Origin of the sequence: uncultured Nostoc sp., assembly GCF_964245445.1 — a bacterium.
Taxonomy (GTDB): Bacteria; Cyanobacteriota; Cyanobacteriia; order Cyanobacteriales; family Nostocaceae; genus Nostoc.
Genome location: NZ_CAXTNE010000024.1, coordinates 1 through 19,420, shown reverse-complemented (window position 1 = coordinate 19,420; position 19,420 = coordinate 1). Strand labels below are relative to the sequence as shown.

Here is a 19,420-nt window from a genome sequence, read left to right as displayed (position 1 = left end):
GACTTCTAGCTGCCAGGGCTACTGCTTTTGGGAATGGAAGGGACAACCCCCTGCGGTTAATTTTTGAAGAAAAACATTATTATCAAAATAATGCTCTAAAGATTCAATCTTCAAATCATCACTCACGCGAGCAATACTAACTCCTACGATTTCTATTGTTTCCCCTGTGGGTGTATAGTCTTTATAAGAACCATTAAATGTTCCCCAATGCCGCCACTTAAAAGTAACATTAGGTGGCCCCGAAAGGACTTCTGTTAATTCCCAAAGGAAGCCATTAGGAAAAGCATTATGAAAAACCTGAAATGAAGATTCAAAGGTTTCTGTTTCAGAGCTATATTGCTCACTCTCACCCAGGAAGAGATTATAAGTGCCTTCGACTGCGACATCCTGAGCAGTGTATTGTTGTCCTCCATTAGTACTCATCTTAAACTTATCAGTAATAATCGAAAGCCACTGTTGAGGATTAGATTTATTGGAAGCTTCCATCTCAAAATTTCGGACTAAGTTTTGTGCGATTGCTTCTAAAGAACCTTCTGGATGCTGAAATTTACTCTCTTGATGAAGAAATTCATTGGTGTAAGAATAATCCGGGCGTTTTCCTTCTCGCCACTGTACTTCTTCATCATGAGCAATGACTATATCTCTATCTTGTACCCAGAGCGGTAATTCTGTAGTTTTTTCGCTACTCATACAAGTTGACTGGCTATAAACATCGTTTTTCAGAATAAAGTTTTATAGATACAAGTCAATCAAAAAATATATAAAAGTAAAAAATATTTATAATTAGCTCAATAAACTTGACTTTTTGCACAAATCCGAATAATACCAATTATCTAATAGGCTGTACAAAATTAGGCTTGGCCAGACTTGAAGCTTAACCCATATTTATCGCAAGAAGAGAAGAAAAAGGGGTCAAAAACTGGTTTTGAGCCTCAGTATGCTTTCAGAATTCAAGCCGGAATTTTATATTTGCTTTGATATCACATGAAGACAGACTAATAAATATTAATAGAATAACAATCAATCCAGTTACGTATTAATGCTGAAAATACTTATAAAATAAGTTTTACACAAACTTTATCGTTATATATATCAAGTATAAAACTAAATTGGGAAGCATAATATATAACCTGATCAGGGTTGGGTTCTATGAGAGCTAATTCCACTGGAATGTGAACTAAAAATACTTTTTTGTCAGGATAGCTCGGAACTAATTTGCCAACTATCGAACATTATTTATGAAACTCAATCACAAGCTCTACCTATACTCGTTCTTAGCTCATTTCGGATGGCTCAATAAAAGTTACACCGCTAAAATCATGTTGGTGGCATTTTTGGGCACTCACGTACCACTTTTGACCTTACTTTTGAGTTTCGTCATCTCAAACTCCTATTCTTTAGAGATGGCGGCGCGAGTTATGATTATTGCTCTGTTGGCGACGTTAGCGGGTACAGCCGCCACCCTCTATGCGCTAAACCATTTGCTCAAACCGGTCATTTTGACATCTGCTACATTGCAAAATTATCTGAACACCAAAACCCTACCTGAATTGCCCACAGAATTTGCTGATGAAGCGGGTACATTAATGGCAGATACCTCACGAACTCTTCACAAATTAGATGAGTTAATTCACTACATCACTAATTATGATGACTTGACTGGATTGCCCAATCGTGATTTATTCTGCGATCGCCTCTTTGAAATTATATCCAAACCTGAAAACAACCAGCGCCTTGTAGCTGTCTTTTTGCTAAGTATTGATGATTTCACTGGGATAAGTCATGGGTTGGAGCATGAAACAATAAATTTGTTGTTAAGAGCAGTTGCCCAGAGGTTATCAACCTGTATGGCACAAACAGATATTCTTGCCCATTTGAGCAAAGATGAATTTGCCTTTACCCGAACAGAGATTCATTCTTTTGAAAGTGTGATTAAGCTATCTCAGGTGCTGTTGAATACCCTGAGCAAACCTTTTTCTGTTGGGGGTAACTCGATTCATATCACCGCCAGCATTGGGATCGTAATTAATGGCATAAATGATCGCAATAGCATAGATCAACTCTTGCAGCAGGCTCATATAGCGCTTTACCAAGCGAAGCAGCAAGGGCGTAGCCAATACCAATTCTATTCGCCGGAAATTAATGCTCAATTACAGGAGCGACTGACATTAGAAAATGAATTACATGGGGCGCTTGAGCGCAACGAAATGATGGTTTACTATCAACCTCTGATTGATTTACATAGCGGAAAAGTTACAGCTATGGAAGCGTTGATTCGCTGGCAGCATCCTACTTTAGGTATGATTTCTCCAGCAAAATTTATTCCGATTGCAGAAGCCAATGGTGCGATCGTACCAATTGGCGAATGGGTCTTGCGAACTGCCTGCGCCCAAAACCGTGCTTGGCAGCTTGCTGGATTTACCCCAATTCGGATATCTGTGAATCTGTCAGCCCGACAGTTTGAACAACCGTATCTGGTTGAGGTCATTAACCAAATTCTTGAGGAGACTGAACTCCAAGCATCTGATCTGGAACTGGAAGTAACAGAAAGCTTCTTGATGGGTAACATTGAGCGATCGGTTAAAACCTTAAAACAATTACGAGAACTCGGTATATACTTGGCTCTAGACGACTTCGGCACTGGTTATTCCTCCTTGAACTACTTGAAGCGCTTTCCTGTGAATATACTGAAGATTGATCAGTCATTTGTGCAGGATGTCATGTCCAATCCTGATAGCGCTGCCGTCACCGATGCCATCATTGCCCTCGCAAAAAGCCTCCGGTTGAGTATCACGGCAGAGGGTGTGGAAACCCAAGAACAGCTTGACTACCTGAAAATGCAGGGATGTGACGAAGGTCAGGGTTACTACTTCAGTTGTCCTGTCCCTGCTGATATAATTGCCCCGATGTTGCAGAAAAGTTCTCAGCAGATGGAGACAATTGCACTATAGGTGGATGCCTAAGCCAGAGAGTCACCCGAATCCGCTTCGGATAAGTAATCTTCACCTTGCTTGTGGTCTGGAAAAAGGTAAAGGATGTATTCAAAACCTTTTCCTTTTCCCCTTCAGCCGTTTCACCTTAATTTTGATAGAAATGATTAGCACAGGGCATTTATTTTAAAACTGTGGAAAGCTTTGCAACCATCTGAGTACGAGATGAAACCTCAAGCTTGCGAAACATCCTTTTTAAGGCTTGCTTGACAGAGTTTTCAGTAATCCAAAGTTCAGCACTAATTTCTGCATTGGTTTGTCCTTGAGCTACCAAGGAAGCAATTTGCATTTCACGAGGCGTTAAACGCTCTGTCTGTAATAGTAATGGGTGTTGCGCTCGCGCCATTGTCACCCAAGTAGAAATGTGCAGACAAAGCGCACTCAAATCTGTGAGATTTTGTGAGTCGAATGCAGGCATTCCTTGCTCACGGGTAAAACCTACCACCCCCACTAACTTACCATTGCTGACAATTGGCCCTGCCATGACGTGCCAGTGATCAGGACGAGGACAAATCAACTGCCATGTCTTAGGTTCTACTACCAAAGCTTCATGAACAGGGACATGGCGTTCTAGCAAGTAGCGTGCAACTGGATTGTGTTGCGGTGATAATGCAATTTGCAGCGCTTTTTGGAGCTTGCTGTTAGCTAGAGGAATTTGAGCAAAGAAAAATAGCCCACATCGTGTAGCTGAAAAATACTCACTCATTTCTGCGGGTATGTGCGATCGCAATGTCTGTTCATCTTCAGCTTGAGCAATTGCATGAAATAGAGCTTGTAAGGCAATCATGATTGGCAAATTGTACTCTTTCGAGGTCTAGGCGCAGTATAACAACCAGACCTATCCTAGCTTTTGTTACATCAAACTGCTTCGCAAAGTCATTAGTCCTTAGTCATTAGTTTTTTTCGCCCATTATAAGAGCGAGGTAGGTACCAAAAAACTCTTTATCAATGACCAATGACCAATGACTAATTTGTTTGCTTTTTTTGGATTACTTAACCATGACTATAAATTCTGGCATTGATGATACACAGATATCCAGGCGTTGGATTCAAATCAGTTTTTTTATCGCAGTGGTGTTTTTCAATCTCTGTTTAGCAACCCAAGTATTCAGTGTTGGACTGGCTTACTTTTACAACTCTGATTGGTGGAACTTACATATTTGGCTCGTGCGAGGATATAGCGGACTCTCACTAATTTTGTTGATATGGGTGTTTTTGATGCCGTTTCCTCGAAGAGTCCAAAGCCTTACAGCAAGTATCCCAGTGCTGCTTGGATTGCAATTTCTCACAATTCACTTGAAGACTTCTTTTCCTTTAGCTGTCTTCCACCCACTCATCGGCTTTTCCTTATTCTCTATTTCTACAACCCTAGTTCATCGGACATCGCACATCGTATTTCCCAACCACAACCAAGACTAAATCCGAAGAGTAAACACAACTTTCAATTCTTTTAGCGCTATTACAGGAGAAATATTAAGTGTCTCAATACGCTTATCCATCCGTTCTCATTGATACTCACTGGCTTGCAAATCATCTCAACGATCCAAACATCCGCATTATCGAAGTGGGTATGAGTCCAGAGCTATACAAAAATGCTCACATACCTGGTGCTATTTTCTGGGACATCTTTACAGATTTACTATTGCCCGATTTGAAGATGAATTTGGATGCGCGAGCTTTTGAAAGGCTGATGGCACGCTCAGGCATCACCAATGATACAACAGTAATTGCCTATGGCAATTATCCTGGAACAGGAGCCTGGATTTTCTGGTTGTTGAAAGTCTTTGGGCATGAGAATGTACGAGTTCTTAATGGCGGCTACCAGAAATGGAAGTCAGAAGATCGTCCACTGGCAACTGAGTTATCCACGTTTGGTTCCACTGATTACCATGCCAAAGCTACTAATGCTCATCTGCGAGTATTACATAATGAAGTTCAAGCATCAATTGGTCGAAGTGATACCGTTTTATTGGATGTCCGAACACTTCAAGAATATTATGGTGAATGGTTTTTCGATCAGCCACCAAAAGAAGGTGAACTTACTGGACATATTCCAGGTGCAGTCCATCTTGAGCATATCTTAACTCTCAATGAGGATGGAACTTTTAAATCATTCGACGAATTGAAAAATCTTTATACCAGTAAAGGCATTATGGCTGATCGGGAAGTGTTTCCCTACTGTGCGATCGGTGGGCGTTCTGGATATACCTGGTTTGTCCTAAAGTATTTATTAGGCTATCCGAATGTTCGGAATTACGATGGCTCTTGGAATGAGTGGAGCCGCCTGCCTGATGTAACTATAGAAAGGTAGTGAGAGTTTCTTGGGATGCTCCCAATACTGCCAATAACCGCACCTTTACGGACGGACACCACTACCGTCATCAAGATTAAAAGCTCTTAACATTTCGTTACACTAAAGATATCGAGAAGGACGAAAGCAAACCTCTCGAAGCTGAAATCAAAGGTGAACGATATGAATGGCACAATTCGCGTTGGTAATCTCTTCGGAATTCCCTTCTATATCCATCCGTCATGGTTTTTAGTTCTGGGTTTAGTAACTTGGAGCTATAGCAGTGGACTGGGGGCACAATTTCCCCAATTATCTGCGGGATTAGCTTTGCTACTGGGATTGATGACAGCGCTAATGTTATTTGCCTCTGTCGTCGCCCATGAATTAGGCCACAGTTTTGTTGCAATTCGTCAAGGTATTGATGTCAAATCTATTACTCTGTTTATATTTGGCGGTTTAGCAAGCTTAGAAAAAGAATCGAAAACCCCAGGTGAAGCTTTTTGGGTAGCGATCGCTGGGCCCTTAGTTAGCTTACTACTGTGCGGTATCGTTACAGCTATTGGTGTTACTACTACTGCATCAGGGCCGTTAGCTGCAATTCTTGGTGTTTTAGCTTCTGTTAACTTGGCATTAGCCCTGTTTAACCTGATTCCTGGCTTGCCCTTAGATGGCGGAAATATACTGAAAGCCATCGTTTGGAAAATTACAGGCAATCCTTATAAAGGTGTGACCTTTGCTAGTCGAGTTGGGCAAATCTTTGGTTGGGTAGCAATTCTTTCAGGTGTACTTCCCTTAGTATTATTTGGCAGCGCAGGTAACTTCTGGAACTTGTTAGTTGGCTTCTTCTTGTTGCAAAATGCTGGTAATTCGGCTCAATTTGCCAGAGTGCAAGAAAAGCTCACAGGTTTGACTGCTGAAGATGCTGTAACTCATGATAGCCCGATTGTATCTGCTAATCTTACCCTGAGAGAGTTTGCCGATGAGCGAGTTATAAGTGGGCAAAACTGGCATCGGTTCTTAGTGACTGATGATGATGGACAATTAGTAGGTGCGATCGCAGTTGATAATTTACGAACCATCCCAACAGCACTGTGGTCAGAAACTCAAGTAAAAGAAGTCATGCGACCAATTACCGAATCTACCACAGTTCAATCCGATCAACCTCTGCTGGAAGTCATGCAGTTACTCGAACAACAAAAGCTATCTGTGCTTCCCGTGATTCGTAAGAATGGTGTTCTAGTTGGAATCTTAGAAAAAGCTGCTATTATTCAGCTACTTCAAAGCCGAACCCAACCTAACCCTGCATAGTTCAACCGATCGCGGCTAAGGATTCCCCACCATAATTAAAAATTTGGTGGGGAATCCTTGCAGATATCTTACTCTTTACTGGGAAAAAGTTTTTGAAAATTTGATGGTGGGTAATGAGCATTTCGGGATGCGTAGGTGCAGCCCGCCCCCTCCCTGGTTTTATTGAAAATTAACTCATACCACGGCTTTTTATGAAAACATCGCTTTGTTCATTTTCATAAAAAGCCGTGGGGAAATCGAATCATTGGTCATTAGTCAATAGTCATTAGCACCAATGACGAATGACTAATAACTAAATAGACGGGCGGCTGTCCCGGACACCCCTTGAAGGAGTTGGATTCCCGCCGATTTTCTTTGAGCGATGTAATTGATAATTCAACCCTGATCATCAGAAAGTCGTGTCCCTCCCTCTGTCTATGGCGTTACTCCCAATAAACTGTTCAACATTAGTACTTGGAGAACTACTCAAGGGTGACTCACCCACAAAACCTTTGGTTCCGAATAGGACATCATCCTTTGAAGGAATGCTACCGAAGGACAGAACTTGGATATTGTCAACTATTAGTGCCGAATCAACAACAGTATCGCCAACATCTACAACCCCAAAATTTAAAGTGTAGGTTCCAGTTTGAGCAATGCCAATAGAAATAGTTTGAAAACCTGTTTCTTGACTAAAATTGACAGCTGAAGTCCCCAAAAAACCGCTCGAATTAGTATCTGCTAATTCCAAAGCAAAAGGACTGATGCCAAAAAACGCAAAATCGTTGAAAGAAGATGGAGTTCCCTCATTAGTCAAGAAGTTCCAATCAAAAGTCAAGACATCGCCAGCATTGGCTGTAAAAGTCTGTTTAATTGCAGAACCTTCTGTCGCATCTCCATTGCCTAAGTTATCCAACAGACCAGATGATAAATTGAGAAATTCTTCCAAATCTGATTGCTCAACTGCACCCCCAGAAGCACTAGCACCAGTGGTAAGTAAGGCTTGAAAAGTGCCTTCGCTAGTGCCAGTTCCCAAAGCTGCGGTCTCAATTTTGGTATCACCGATAGTTCGCCAATTACTGAAAGTACCAACCTCAAAATTGCCGTTAATAACTGTCATTTACTTCTTTCCATGACTTAATGTAATTCAATGAAATCTTGTAACTAATAGTAAAATAGAATACTAATTCTGCTTACGCAATCAATCTTAGGGGGGTTGACAGCAAGCAAAAAACATATATATAACATTTTATTAGGCTGCAAGTAACCAATTAACAACTTAGACAAGCCCCCAGAGGGCAGATCAGTAAACCAAAAAGTTTTTCCCAAAGAGCGATCGTGCACGCGAGTAGCAAGCAATGGAACAGGAATGTAAGCTAAGTCCAAGATGCTTACTGTATTTGAGTTTGATCTGTCGCCCTAAGAGGCGATTTATAAAGTAAAAATTAAATTCTTGTAGGGGAGCCACTCTTGTTGCAACTGGCGTTGTGTTAAGCGCATATTTTGATATTATTTGTCAAAAAAAATATGACTCTCGCGCCTAACGCACCGTGTTATATAACGGTGCGTTAGGCTAAAGCAATAACACACCCTACAAAAGATTTAGTTTATAAATGGTTTTTAAAATATGTCTTTTCCTGTAATAAAAGTTCTTATCACAGGAAAAATGTATTCATTGCCTGAATAATCAGTGAGAATGAGGCATTGAAGAAGGTAGGAATTTTATCGTTATCACAGCAATTAGTCCTTAGCGATCAAAAACCCTTTCCCTTTTTCATTTTCCCAAGTTTGGAATTAGATGCAGTTGAGAGTAACCGATAAATTCCAACCTCTTGCCTTCTTCACCATCTCTGCGGTGAGAACACGTTGCCAAGTTAATTCTTTTGTAGTCTCATCCCAATGCCAGCGTAATAAATTAGCGGGTTGACTCTTGACAATTCCTGGTAAACCAATCGCTTTTCTCGGTGCATTAGTAGCTAGTAAAATTGCACTTTCTACGTCGCAAATTCCCGACTTCACCAAATTCTGCACTCCCACCAACAAGGGTAAAGTCGTCCCCGACAAAATGCCATCCGCCAGTCGTGCCGTACCCTTTTTAACTTCAATTTGCCGACTGTCCCAAGGATACACCCCATCGGGTAACCCCAGAGGTGAAAGGGCATCGCTGACGAGGAACAGCCCTTTTTCATAATTGCTAGCGCGAAGTAAAATTTGCAGCATCGTAGGCGAAACGTGTTCACCATCAGCAATAAAACCACACATTACATCAGGATGGGTAATTGCTGCCCCTAATAATCCTGGTTCGCGGTGATGTAATCCTGGCATGGCGTTGAAAGCATGAGTTACCATCGTTGCACCCTGCTCAAAGGCACGTTGTGCTTGGGCCTCTGTTGCCTGAGAGTGTCCTAAACTGACAGTAATTCCTAGAGAACGCAAATATGGAATTACTTCACCAGTTAAATCTAACTCCGGTGCTAAGGTGATAACTTTCACAACATGAGCATAATTACCCAAAACCCGCTTTACCTGATCAATTGTTAAGGGTAATAAATACTCTGCTGGGTGTGCGCCGCGCTTTTGGAAATTCAAAAATGGGCCTTCTAGATGTACTCCCAGAATTTTGGCATCAGCTTGTTGACTGGGGATAACTTCAGCAATAATAGCAAGCGATCGCTGAATATTTTCTACTGAAGTTGTCACAAGTGTAGGTAAAAATCCATCTACCCCAACATCCCACAAAAATCGTGAGATTTTCTGGAGTATATAAGTATTTTCAGCCGTCAATTCGGGAAATGCCAAACCCAAGGCACCGTTAATTTGCAAATCAACGCCGCCTAGAGAAATCCAGTCACCTGCTACATCTAGTAGGGACGTACATCTGTGCATACCTATCGTCCCCATTGGCAAGATTTCCTCAATTATGCCTTCTTGGTTAACCAAGAGCATCTGCAAATCTTTGTAACCAGGCACTCTAGCATTAATAATATCTACAGGATTTTGTGTTGCTTGGGTCATCACACTGACGAGAAGATAGCTAAATCTGATTTTAGATGCAACCAATATCAATAAATCAATTCAAACAACGCCAATAGATGAGATGATGATCGGCATTACTTAGCTTCCATAAGCTAGCTGAAATAATTTTGAATTTTGAATTTTGAATTATTATGACTCCCTTAGTTGGTATTATCATGGGCAGCGATTCCGATTTGCCCACCATGAAAGACGCGATCGCAGTTTGTGAAGAATTTGGTGTTGAAACCGAAGTGGCGCTCGTTTCTGCTCATCGTACCCCAGAACGCATGGTGCAATATGCTCAATTTGCACACCAACGCGGTATTAAGGTAATTATTGCTGGTGCTGGTGGTGCTGCCCATCTGCCGGGAATGGTAGCGTCTTTAACTCCACTTCCTGTTATTGGTGTTCCTGTACCTACCCGTAACTTACAAGGCGTTGATTCTTTGTATTCTATTTTACAAATGCCTGCGGGTATTCCTGTAGCAACAGTGGCGATCGGTAATGCCAAAAATGCCGGACTTTTAGCAGTACAAATCCTCGCAACTCATCAACCAGAATTGTTAGAAAGAGTGCAGCAATATCGCCAAACCATATCTGAATCAGTAATTGCAAAGCAAGCAAAACTAGAAGAATTAGGCTATGAGCAATATTTACAACAAATGTTTTAAGATAATTCGTAATTTACGCCATGTGCAACTTATTCTTAAAACCCCGCTTCCATTCCTCTCCCGGTTGGCGTCAGCCTGCCGTTAGGCAAGCAAAAAGAGGCTTTAATGTATTTTACCAATGACGAATGACAAATGACAAATAACAAATGACTAACCAAACTATTCGTGTTATTGCCCATATTATTGCTTTGCCTAACAAAGTAGAAGAACTAAAAGCTGTACTGTTGGAACTCATTGAGCCAACCCGTCAGGAAGCAGGTGCGATCAAGTATGAGCTTTTGCAAAACCAGTACGACCCAACAGACTTTACTTTTGTAGAAGAGTGGACTTCTCATGAAGCCCTAAATACTCATCTAGATTCACCCCATCTCCAAGCGGGAGCAGCCAAACTAAAAGGTTTAGTGGCTGCTGCACCAGATATCCGCCAATACCATCTTTTGGCATAGTGTCATATTGCTAACTTGAAGCAGATTCTTTATTTTTGGGGATCATTTTGGAATATCTCAGTTTTAAATTTTAAGATTGAAGCGATCGCTCCAGAATCAAGGCAGCATTCTGAAGTATCTTGATGCTGAGGCCTTAGTCAAAAATTGAGAGCTGCAACATCCATGTGTCAACTGCTCGGAATGAATTGCAATGTTCCAACGGATATTTGCTTTTCTTTTGAAGGGTTTTCTGCACGGGGAGGAAAAACGGATGATCATAAAGATGGTTGGGGCATTGCTTTCTTTGAAGGAAAGGGATGTCGAATGTTTTTAGATGCCCAGCCTTCTGTTGCTTCTCCGGTAGCGGAGTTTGTGCGGAGTTATCCCATCCACTCAACCCATGTCATAGCCCATATCCGTAAAGCTACTCAGGGTGAAGTTGCCTTACACAACTGCCATCCTTTCCGCAGAGAATTGTGGGGTCAGTATTGGGTGTTTGCCCACAATGGTAATTTGCCAAATTTTGACCCAGAAAAATTGGGCTTTTATCAAGCCGTAGGTGATACAGATAGTGAAAAAGCATTCTGTATGATGCTAGAAACATTGCGATCACGCTTTCCTCAGGGTAAGCCTGACATAAAGGAACTGTACCTTGTGCTGCAAGAAATTACTGCTGTAATTGCAAAATTGGGTATATTTAATTACTTATTATCAGATGGAGTCCACTTTTTTGCTTATTGCTCAACCAAACTTAGCTACATTGTCCGCCAAGCGCCCTTTGCAGCTGCCCATTTAATTGACCAAGACATGACCGTAGATTTCCGGGAGGTGACTACAGAACGCGATCGCGTCGCTGTCATTGCCACCACCCCCCTGACTGACAACGAAGTTTGGACACAAATCCAACCAGGAGAATTACTAGTTTTTCAGGATGGATTACCTCTGAAATATGCATTCAGTTAAGAATCTGATCCTGTTGGCTAATTCAAAAATTAACCAGAATTTTTACCCATTTAGATACTTTCTAGATGGGTTTTGTTTTTCGTACTTTTCATCTTGAGTAATTTACATTTGTTTTCAGGTAATAGACTCGATATTTAGGGGCACATGCCACGTTCCTAGTCTCTGACTAAAAATGCGCTCTGTAAGGCAAACCCTTACTTTATCGCCACAGAACCGCAAGAAAAAACATTTTCTTCTTATACCTGTAAATGAGCTTATATAAAAGGTTTCATCTTCAGTTTACACGCCTGGAAAATTTTATCTACAACTGTTGTAAATTACCAAAATATACATTTTTATACCAACTTAGGTGGACTAATTTTCATAATAAATACCGCTTTATTTGGTATAAAAATTTATCCTTTACACTAAATTTTATCTATATTATTATAGTTAAAAAAAAGCTACACCTCTTTTCAAATAAGAATTTTACATATCTGTTTATTACTGTAAGCATCATTTAAAAAAATGTATTCCTAACAACATAAAAATAAAATTTTTAATGACTGTTACCCAACTACTCTTTCTAATTGCAATCTTCTTTATAACAAGTGTAATAAGTGTCATTACAGGAAGCACTTCTTTAATTACCGTCCCTGTAATGTTGCAATTGAGTATTGAACCGCGTATTGCTCTTGCCACTAATATGTTGGCATTAACCTTTATGAGTGTTGGTGGTACATTGCCTTTTATTGGTAAAAAGGCAATGTACCACAGTCATTTGCCAATAATGATTTTTCTAACGCTTTTAGGCTCAATCATCGGTGCATTACTTGTTTTAGTTGTACCTTCAAAATCGATGCCTCTTATTATCTCGATTTTGATGATTTTGGTTGCCGTGTTTTCAATCACGAATCGGAATGCTGGAATCGTTTCAAGAATAGGAAAACCATCACCAATAGCAGAAATTGGTGGATATCTGGCAACTTTTGTGCTTGGTATTTATGGTGGTTTCTTTAGTGGTGGCTATGTCACCATGCTCACAGCAGCTTATGTCAGCCTATTTCGGATGACATTTGTTCAGGCGGTAGCAAACACAAAGTTTATCAACATTTTTTCTTCCCTAATTGCCACCATTATTTTCTTTATACAAAGAATAGTTGATTACAAACTAGGTATTATTTTGAGTATTACTATGTTCATTGGAGGAATTGTCGGATCACGGGTTGCCCTCAGACTAAGCAACCTCTGGTTACGGCGTATATTTCTCACTACAGTAATTGTTCTTGCACTCAAGACATTATTTGATTTTGTTGCATATTCACCAAAAATCTAAATACTTAACAAGCTGTTCATAAAAATTGCACTCATGAACAGCTGTTGAATACAAATCTAAATCAAAAAGGCTATATTAGCGTTGCCCACTTTGTATTTTGTCGAAGATTGCGCCGTCGTCAAAAAACTTCTTCTGAAGAGTATCCCAGCCTCCCAAACTCTGAACGTTGTAAAGCTTAGAAATCTTAGGAAATTTATTCTGTACTTCCTTTGTTACAGTAGAGTTAACAGGTCGAAAACCAACTTTGGCAAACTCACGTTGAGCTTCCGGTGTAAAAAGGAACTTGACGAAACCTTCCGAAACCTCGCGGGTACGGTGCTTGTCAACAATCTTATCCACAACTGCTACTGGGGCATCTATAGAAATGTTTACCTGGGGAACCACATAAGAAGGTGAACTTTTTCCTTGTTGTGCTGCTAAGATAATCTCGTTTTCGTAGTTAAGCAGAACATCCCCTTGACCTTTTTTGTAAAAGACATCGCTTGATTCCCGCGCATCTTTAGGTAACACAGGGACATTGCGAAAGACTTGGCTAACATAGTTAAGAGCTTGGGCTTCACTTCCACCATTTTTGATTATTGCACCCCACAAAGCCAGAAAGTTCCACCGTGCGCCTCCTGAAGTCTTGGGATTGGCTGTAATCACCTTGACTCCTGGTTTGATTAAATCACTCCAAGTCTGGATCTTTTTCGGATTACCTTCACGAGTTTCTAGAGCAACTACTGAGTGAGTCACAATTGAGTTATTTGGTGCTTCCTTCTCCCAACCTGGTTGAATCAGTCCGGCTTTTTCAATTTTTTTGGTATCCAAAGCCAGCGCCAAAGCTACAACATCTGCTTCTAATCCGTCAATTACTGCACGGGTTTGAGAGCCAGAACCACCATAGCTTTCCCGAATCACTACATTTTGACCTTTTTCGCGTTTCCATTTCGCTACAAATTCAGGAATGATTTTTTGGTAAGCAGCCTTGGTGACTGCGTAGGAAACCAGAGTTATTTCAACTGTCTTACCGCCTTGACTAATCAATTGAGGCTTTTGGTTAACAGAAATAGTTTTATCAGCACTCCCCGCAGCATAAGCAGGGATAAGGACACTTAAGCTCAAACCAGTTGCTAATAATAACGCAGAGGTTCTAGTTGAGGCAGGCTTTAATTGCAGAAATAGCTGTCTGGCTGGGCGGGAAACTTGTAACTTTTTGGCTTGCAGATGTGTCATGGAAACTGGATGTTGTGTAGTTGCTTGATTAAACAACGGTAATTTGATATAATTACCGTTGTTTGTCTTTAGAAAGAGATTATCAGATTAATTCTCGAAATTCAAATTTTTATACTAAAAATCTTTATTTACACTCGGAAAACTCGTACTAAAAACATGTAATACCGATTATCTGTAAATTTGTATAGAACCAGTTTCTTAAGCCTATTGTCTTACCAGGGTTGATTTTATACAGCTTTGGAAAGAATTAGTATAAAGTATCTGACTACTCTTTCATTGGAGCATCAGAGCAGGGGGAAATAATCAATACCAAATTCCCTAGCAAGTTGCTTGATCGGAAAAACTGCTGCGATCGCAATTTGATAGTTGAAAATAAAAGCATTTCTAATTCCTCACAGAACTGGTAAAATCACCATGTTCTTGATAAAGAATGTGATGTTTTGTGGTGTTTGCAACTAGATACATAGAATTATCCAGTATGATAAACACTATATAACTGTATTCCCATCAGTTATCTGTAGATTTAGCGGAGGAAATAGAATGAGTTTGTGGCAACGCCCACTGAAAAGGTTACAAGCGATCGCTGAACATAGAACATATAGGTTCAGACTAAATTCGCTCAAAAGCTTTGTATCGCTCTTTTTAGTAGGGACTGTTTTGAGTGTGGCGCTTGCCGCCTGCTCCGGTGGAACTACGAGTAATTCTGCCTCTGAAACCCCTAGTGCTACTCCTGTGGCTGCAAGCAAAGATAATGTTGAACTAACTCTGGTTTCTTTTGCAGTTACTAAAGCAGCTCACGAAGCAATTATTCCTAAATTTGTAGAACAGTGGAAGAAAGATCATAACCAAACTGTCACCTTCAAACAAAGCTATGGCGGATCTGGTTCCCAAACTCGCGCCGTTATCGATGGTTTGGAAGCAGATGTTGTCCACTTGGCACTAGCTGGAGACACCTCAAAGATTGAGAAGGCTGGATTAATTCAATCAGGATGGGAAAAAGAAGTTCCTAATAATGGTATTGTCTCCAAATCGGTGGCAGCATTAGTCACTCGTCCAGGAAATCCTAAAAACATCAAGACTTGGCAAGATTTGTCTAAAGAAGGTATAAAACTAATTACTGCTGATCCTAAAACATCAGGAGTTGCTCGCTGGAATTTCTTAGCTCTTTGGAATTCAGTGATTAAAACTGGTGGAGATGATGCTAAAGCGACTGAATTTGTTACCAAAGTGTACAAAAATGTGCCCTTATTGACTAAAGATGCCCGTGAAGCTACTGATGCATTTTTCAAGCAGGGTCAAGGTGATGCCCTGATTAACTATGAAAATGAGATTATCTTGGCAGAACAAAAGGGTGAAAAGTTGACTGCGATTATCCCTGATGTCAATATATCTATCGATAATCCCATCGCAGTGGTAGATAAAAATGTTGATAAGCACGGTACGCGTGAAGTTGCCGAAGGTTTTGTCAAATATCTATATACTCCAGAGGCTCAACAGGAGTTTGCAAGATTGGGATTCCGACCAGTGGATGATACTTTGACCCTAAGTAAGGAAGTTGCAGACAAATTTCCTAAAGTGAAAACTTTGGGTACAGTTGCAGACTTCGGTGGTTGGGATGGAATCAATAAGAAGTTCTTCGCAGATGGAGCGATTTTTGACCAGATTCAAGCCAAGAAAAAGTAATTAGTCATTAGTCAATGATTGGTGTCAGTAGAAATAAACGACCGACTACTAACAAAAAACTTCGGCGTTGGTGAATCGAGGTATGAATGTGGATATAGAGACGTTGCATTGCAACGTCTCTAGAAAGATTTTAAAATGACGAAAAATTATTTTTCATATCCCAATCAGCAACGCCAAAACTTCTTGTGAATTTTAGATTTTGAATTTTTGACTATGACAATTGTATCTCCGTCTCTGAAAGTTGAACGCAAAACACCGTTTTGGAAGAAATTGGGGCGGGTTCCTTGGACTTGGCGAATCACTATAGGATACCTGACAGTGATGTTGTTTATCCCCATAATTGCCATGTTCTTGAAAGCAAGTACAGAACCTCCGGCGAGATTTTGGGCGATCGCAACCAGTGATGTGGCATTAGCAACATATAATGTCACTTTTTTTACAGCAATTTTTGCTGCCCTGCTTAATGGCGTATTTGGTACTCTAATTGCCTGGGTTTTGGTTCGCTACGACTTTCCCTTCAAACGCTTGATTGACGCCACAGTGGATTTACCCTTTGCACTACCAACTTCGGTAGCAGGGTTAACACTGGCAACAGTTTATAGCGATAATGGCTGGATAGGTTCGCTACTAGCACCACTGGGAATTAAGGTATCCTTTACCCGCACGGGAGTAGCGGTGGCAATGATATTTATCTCACTACCTTTTATCGTGAGAACTGTGCAACCCGTGCTTCAGGAAATGGAACATGAAATTGAAGAAGCCTCTTGGTGTCTGGGTGCTTCTCAATGGCAGACATTTTGGAAAGTGATTTTGCCACCCTTATTTCCGACCATTTTAACTGGCGTTGCCTTGGGTTTCTCCCGTGCAGTTGGGGAATATGGTTCGACTGTGATTATCTCTTCCAATACGCCCTATCAAGATTTGATCGCACCTGTGTTGATTTTCCAACGGTTAGAGCAGTATGACTATTCTGGTGCAACAGTAATTGGCATAGTTTTACTATCAATTTCGTTGGTACTGCTATTAGCAATTAATTTCTTACAAGCATGGGCAAGGCGATATGACAGTAGATAAACCAAGTTTTCACTCATCTGCATCTGATACAGATACAGCCAAGCCGAAAGAGCAGAAGAGTTGGGTGCCAATAGTTTTAATCGGTATAGCGATCGCCTATTTAGCCCTAGTTCAATACATCCCGGCAATTAACGTTTTTATCCAAGCCTTCAGCAAGGGAGTTGGGCCATTTCTATCCAACCTGACGCGGCCGGCTTTTCTCCATGCAGCTTGGCTAACGCTATTGCTGGCTGTGATTTCTCTACCTTTAAATACGGTATTTGGTTTATGTGCAGCTTGGGCGATCGCTCGTCATAAATTTCCTGGACGCGCCGTAGTTTTGAGCATTATTGATCTGCCCTTTTCCATCTCGCCCGTAGTTGCAGGATTGATGATTGTACTACTTTACGGACGCAATGGGTGGTTTGGCCCTTGGCTTCAGGCTCATGATATCAAGATAATCTTTGCCTTTCCAGGTATGGTATTGGCTACAGCCTTCGTGAGTATGCCCTTTGTGGCGCGGGAAGTAATTCCAGTATTAGAGGAATTTGGTAAGGATCAAGAAGAAGCTGCTAGAACTCTAGGTGCGAAAGATTGGCAGATATTTTGGCGCGTCACTCTGCCTAGTATCCGTTGGGGCTTACTCTACGGTTTAATTTTGACCAATGCCAGAGCAATGGGTGAATTTGGGGCGGTTTCGGTGGTATCTGGCAATATTGCTGACCAAACCCAGAGCTTACCACTGTTTGTAGAAGACGCTTACAAACAATATGAAACCGAAGCTGCCTTCTCTGCGGCTGTACTATTAGCGTTGCTAGCAGTAGTAACCTTAGTGCTGAAGGAGCTTTTAGAACGGAAAACCCGCATTAAAAATGTTGAATAGAAAAATCAAGAGATTATAGTTATCCTTTGAATAGGCTACAAGCAAATCATGGAACATGGTACAATCTACTTAGTACCTATTAGGAAATTACCGTTAGAGTTAAGAGTAGTTCTGTACCAATCTCTATCAGGGATTGAAATAATTCAGATATGGCTACTGACAATACGCTTACCAACAAACGGATTCGACTAAGAATTCCCAAAGATTATCACCAGGAACCTGTAATTTCTCGCCTGGTATCTGACTACGGACTGACTGTGAATATCACCGCAGCGATTTTGGGAGCAAATGCTGTCGGTGATGGTTGGTTTGATCTTGAATTACAAGGAACAGATGCACAAATTCAAAGCGGGTTAACCTATCTCCGCGACTTGGAATTGGAAGTCTGGGATGACACTAAAGCAAGTGATTGGTAAAATCAAACGCAGGTGAAATTAAATCACTTTGAGCTTACTAAAGCTTTTTTGACTCTCACGAGATAAAAATCAGAAACCAATGTTTGTGATTAGTTTTTATAAATCTAAGCGTAGGTTGGGTTTCACTTTGTTCAACCCAACCTACAAATATTTTATTTTTTCATAGTAATAAAAGAAAGTATTTAGCGATCGCTCTCTGGAGAAAAACTTTTTGGTTTACTGATATATGTGATCGCCACATCTCAAGGCGCGATCGCCTAAATCCGCAATATCCCAAATAGCGAACTGACAAGTCAGCGTGATCGCTAATCACAAAATCTCAATGCGCGATCGCTAAAAAGTGATGGTCTAGCATTTTTCCCTAATCAGTTAAGATAATCTTCATAAACAAGAGCCAGGGGGAAAAGGAACAGGGGTCATTTGCCCAAGCTTTGAGCCGACAAGCGTTGCGGAATATGGTTACTGAGTTTACGGTGAGCGCAGTCGAACTGCATAGCCGATGTGTGGAATCTTTTCTGTTCTATCCCCCTTGCTCCCTGCCTCTTTTTCAATCTACCCTTTTCCTTGGAATTATGACGCAAGATGAGTTATTGGTACTGATAGATCGCGCTGTCGCTGAGGGTTGGCGAGAGTTAGACTTGTCGGGGCAGGAGTTGACTGAGTTACCTGGAGAAATTGGTAAGCTGAAGCAGCTTGAGTCTTTGATTTTGGGAAAGAGGGTTGAAGGTTATGAATACGTAGGAAACCGCTATCTCGAAAAGGTTTCAAGCAACAATTTAAAAACGCTTCCACTCGAACTATTGGGTTTGCCTAATTTGCGTAAGTTGGATATTAGTGGTAATCCTTTAGAGAGCATTCCCGATGTGGTAACGCAAATACTGCATTTAGAGAAACTTATCTTAATTCGAGTAAAGCTAACTGAAATACCTAATGCAATCGCTAATTTAACCAATCTGACCCAGCTTCACCTCAGTGGCAACCAAATTACCCAGATTCCAGAGGCGATCACTAAATTAACCAATCTGACGCAGCTTGACCTGCATTACAACCAAATTACCCAGATTCCAGAGGCGATCGCTAAATTAATTAATCTGACGCAGCTTGACCTCAGTGGCAAGCAAATTACGCAGATTCCAGAGGCGATCGCTAATTTAACCAATCTGACCCAGCTTGACCTCAGTGGCAACCAAATTACCCAGATTCCAGAGGCGATC

General features: G+C 41.0%; 19 protein-coding genes. 13 read left to right on the top strand and 6 right to left on the bottom strand.

The window, feature by feature from the left end; translation table 11 throughout:
• Window positions 1–18 precede the first annotated feature (18 nt).
• Window positions 19–690 carry a SnoaL-like polyketide cyclase gene (locus ACFE90_RS06620; protein WP_375498879.1) on the bottom strand — a complete coding sequence of 224 codons (672 nt, stop codon included), beginning with the start codon at window positions 688–690 and terminating at the stop codon, window positions 19–21.
• A 548-nt stretch (window positions 691–1,238) separates the two neighbouring features.
• On the opposite strand from ACFE90_RS06620, the gene ACFE90_RS06615 reads away from it, so the two are divergent.
• A complete protein-coding gene (locus ACFE90_RS06615; RefSeq protein WP_375498877.1) occupies window positions 1,239–2,951 on the top strand; it encodes a putative bifunctional diguanylate cyclase/phosphodiesterase in 1,713 nt (570 codons plus the stop codon).
• A 160-nt stretch (window positions 2,952–3,111) separates the two neighbouring features.
• On the opposite strand, the gene ACFE90_RS06610 is transcribed toward ACFE90_RS06615, so the two are convergent.
• Window positions 3,112–3,777, bottom strand: coding sequence for a LuxR C-terminal-related transcriptional regulator (locus tag ACFE90_RS06610; RefSeq protein ID WP_375498875.1), 666 nt, complete (start codon window positions 3,775–3,777; stop codon window positions 3,112–3,114).
• A 212-nt stretch (window positions 3,778–3,989) separates the two neighbouring features.
• On the opposite strand from ACFE90_RS06610, the gene ACFE90_RS06605 reads away from it, so the two are divergent.
• The 3 genes from ACFE90_RS06605 to ACFE90_RS06595 all read left to right on the top strand — a co-directional run bounded on the left by ACFE90_RS06605 (window position 3,990) and on the right by ACFE90_RS06595 (window position 6,588).
• A complete protein-coding gene (locus ACFE90_RS06605; protein WP_375498873.1) occupies window positions 3,990–4,409 on the top strand; it encodes a DUF6220 domain-containing protein in 420 nt (139 codons plus the stop codon).
• 58 nt (window positions 4,410–4,467) lie between these two features.
• Entirely contained in the window at window positions 4,468–5,301 is an 834-nt protein-coding gene (locus ACFE90_RS06600) for a sulfurtransferase (RefSeq protein WP_375498871.1), read from the top strand.
• A gap of 162 nt (window positions 5,302–5,463) precedes the next feature.
• Window positions 5,464–6,588, top strand: coding sequence for a site-2 protease family protein (locus ACFE90_RS06595; RefSeq protein WP_375498869.1), 1,125 nt, complete (start codon window positions 5,464–5,466; stop codon window positions 6,586–6,588).
• Between the two features lie 388 nt (window positions 6,589–6,976).
• On the opposite strand, the gene ACFE90_RS06590 is transcribed toward ACFE90_RS06595, so the two are convergent.
• Window positions 6,977–7,687 (bottom strand): hypothetical protein, encoded by a 711-nt coding sequence (locus ACFE90_RS06590; protein WP_375498867.1) that lies wholly within the window; start codon window positions 7,685–7,687, stop codon window positions 6,977–6,979.
• Between the two features lie 674 nt (window positions 7,688–8,361).
• Complete coding sequence (gene nagA, locus ACFE90_RS06585; protein ID WP_375498865.1) at window positions 8,362–9,582, bottom strand: N-acetylglucosamine-6-phosphate deacetylase; 1,221 nt, start codon at window positions 9,580–9,582, stop codon at window positions 8,362–8,364.
• Between the two features lie 152 nt (window positions 9,583–9,734).
• Here nagA and purE point away from each other — a divergent pair, with 152 nt between their 5' ends.
• From purE to ACFE90_RS06565, 4 genes are all read left to right on the top strand, one after another.
• Window positions 9,735–10,253, top strand: coding sequence for a 5-(carboxyamino)imidazole ribonucleotide mutase (gene purE / locus ACFE90_RS06580; protein ID WP_375498863.1), 519 nt, complete (start codon window positions 9,735–9,737; stop codon window positions 10,251–10,253).
• Between the two features lie 146 nt (window positions 10,254–10,399).
• Window positions 10,400–10,699, top strand: coding sequence for a putative quinol monooxygenase (locus ACFE90_RS06575; protein ID WP_375498861.1), 300 nt, complete (start codon window positions 10,400–10,402; stop codon window positions 10,697–10,699).
• A gap of 162 nt (window positions 10,700–10,861) precedes the next feature.
• Window positions 10,862–11,641 carry a class II glutamine amidotransferase gene (locus tag ACFE90_RS06570; RefSeq protein ID WP_375498859.1) on the top strand — a complete coding sequence of 260 codons (780 nt, stop codon included), beginning with the start codon at window positions 10,862–10,864 and terminating at the stop codon, window positions 11,639–11,641.
• Window positions 11,642–12,182: 541 nt separating this feature from the next.
• Entirely contained in the window at window positions 12,183–12,956 is a 774-nt protein-coding gene (locus ACFE90_RS06565; protein ID WP_375498857.1) for a sulfite exporter TauE/SafE family protein, read from the top strand.
• Between the two features lie 75 nt (window positions 12,957–13,031).
• Here the strand turns inward: ACFE90_RS06565 and ACFE90_RS06560 are convergent, their stop codons facing one another.
• Complete coding sequence (locus tag ACFE90_RS06560) at window positions 13,032–14,171, bottom strand: sulfate ABC transporter substrate-binding protein (RefSeq protein WP_375498925.1); 1,140 nt, start codon at window positions 14,169–14,171, stop codon at window positions 13,032–13,034.
• A gap of 540 nt (window positions 14,172–14,711) precedes the next feature.
• Here ACFE90_RS06560 and ACFE90_RS06555 point away from each other — a divergent pair.
• From ACFE90_RS06555 to ACFE90_RS06540, 4 genes are all read left to right on the top strand, one after another.
• Window positions 14,712–15,854, top strand: a complete 1,143-nt coding sequence (locus ACFE90_RS06555; RefSeq protein ID WP_375498855.1) for a sulfate ABC transporter substrate-binding protein — start codon at window positions 14,712–14,714, stop codon at window positions 15,852–15,854.
• A 213-nt stretch (window positions 15,855–16,067) separates the two neighbouring features.
• Window positions 16,068–16,928 (top strand): sulfate ABC transporter permease subunit CysT, encoded by an 861-nt coding sequence (gene cysT, locus ACFE90_RS06550; protein ID WP_375498853.1) that lies wholly within the window; start codon window positions 16,068–16,070, stop codon window positions 16,926–16,928.
• A complete protein-coding gene (cysW, locus tag ACFE90_RS06545; RefSeq protein ID WP_375498851.1) occupies window positions 16,915–17,790 on the top strand; it encodes a sulfate ABC transporter permease subunit CysW in 876 nt (291 codons plus the stop codon). Before cysT ends, cysW begins: the two co-directional genes overlap by 14 nt.
• Before the next feature lie 149 nt (window positions 17,791–17,939).
• Window positions 17,940–18,206, top strand: a complete 267-nt coding sequence (locus ACFE90_RS06540) for an NIL domain-containing protein (protein ID WP_118168346.1) — start codon at window positions 17,940–17,942, stop codon at window positions 18,204–18,206.
• Between the two features lie 160 nt (window positions 18,207–18,366).
• On the opposite strand, the gene ACFE90_RS06535 is transcribed toward ACFE90_RS06540, so the two are convergent.
• A complete protein-coding gene (locus ACFE90_RS06535; RefSeq protein WP_375498849.1) occupies window positions 18,367–18,519 on the bottom strand; it encodes a hypothetical protein in 153 nt (50 codons plus the stop codon).
• 259 nt (window positions 18,520–18,778) lie between these two features.
• Here ACFE90_RS06535 and ACFE90_RS06530 point away from each other — a divergent pair.
• On the top strand, window positions 18,779–19,420 hold a 642-nt coding region (locus tag ACFE90_RS06530), incomplete at its 3' end, for a leucine-rich repeat domain-containing protein (protein WP_375498847.1).

What these genes read in the sequence shown, in the direction of transcription:
- ACFE90_RS06620 (WP_375498879.1), bottom strand. Translation starts at nt 690, where the DNA reads ATGAGTAGCGAAAAAACTACAGAATTACCGCTCTGGGTACAAGATAGA.
- ACFE90_RS06615 (WP_375498877.1), top strand. Translation starts at nt 1,239, where the DNA reads ATGAAACTCAATCACAAGCTCTACCTATACTCGTTCTTAGCTCATTTC.
- ACFE90_RS06610 (WP_375498875.1), bottom strand. Translation starts at nt 3,777, where the DNA reads ATGATTGCCTTACAAGCTCTATTTCATGCAATTGCTCAAGCTGAAGAT.
- ACFE90_RS06605 (WP_375498873.1), top strand. Translation starts at nt 3,990, where the DNA reads ATGACTATAAATTCTGGCATTGATGATACACAGATATCCAGGCGTTGG.
- ACFE90_RS06595 (WP_375498869.1), top strand. Translation starts at nt 5,464, where the DNA reads ATGAATGGCACAATTCGCGTTGGTAATCTCTTCGGAATTCCCTTCTAT.
- ACFE90_RS06590 (WP_375498867.1), bottom strand. Translation starts at nt 7,687, where the DNA reads ATGACAGTTATTAACGGCAATTTTGAGGTTGGTACTTTCAGTAATTGG.
- nagA (WP_375498865.1), bottom strand. Translation starts at nt 9,582, where the DNA reads ATGACCCAAGCAACACAAAATCCTGTAGATATTATTAATGCTAGAGTG.
- purE (WP_375498863.1), top strand. Translation starts at nt 9,735, where the DNA reads ATGACTCCCTTAGTTGGTATTATCATGGGCAGCGATTCCGATTTGCCC.
- ACFE90_RS06575 (WP_375498861.1), top strand. Translation starts at nt 10,400, where the DNA reads ATGACTAACCAAACTATTCGTGTTATTGCCCATATTATTGCTTTGCCT.
- ACFE90_RS06570 (WP_375498859.1), top strand. Translation starts at nt 10,862, where the DNA reads ATGTGTCAACTGCTCGGAATGAATTGCAATGTTCCAACGGATATTTGC.
- ACFE90_RS06565 (WP_375498857.1), top strand. Translation starts at nt 12,183, where the DNA reads ATGACTGTTACCCAACTACTCTTTCTAATTGCAATCTTCTTTATAACA.
- ACFE90_RS06560 (WP_375498925.1), bottom strand. Translation starts at nt 14,171, where the DNA reads ATGACACATCTGCAAGCCAAAAAGTTACAAGTTTCCCGCCCAGCCAGA.
- ACFE90_RS06555 (WP_375498855.1), top strand. Translation starts at nt 14,712, where the DNA reads ATGAGTTTGTGGCAACGCCCACTGAAAAGGTTACAAGCGATCGCTGAA.
- cysT (WP_375498853.1), top strand. Translation starts at nt 16,068, where the DNA reads ATGACAATTGTATCTCCGTCTCTGAAAGTTGAACGCAAAACACCGTTT.
- cysW (WP_375498851.1), top strand. Translation starts at nt 16,915, where the DNA reads ATGACAGTAGATAAACCAAGTTTTCACTCATCTGCATCTGATACAGAT.
- ACFE90_RS06540 (WP_118168346.1), top strand. Translation starts at nt 17,940, where the DNA reads ATGGCTACTGACAATACGCTTACCAACAAACGGATTCGACTAAGAATT.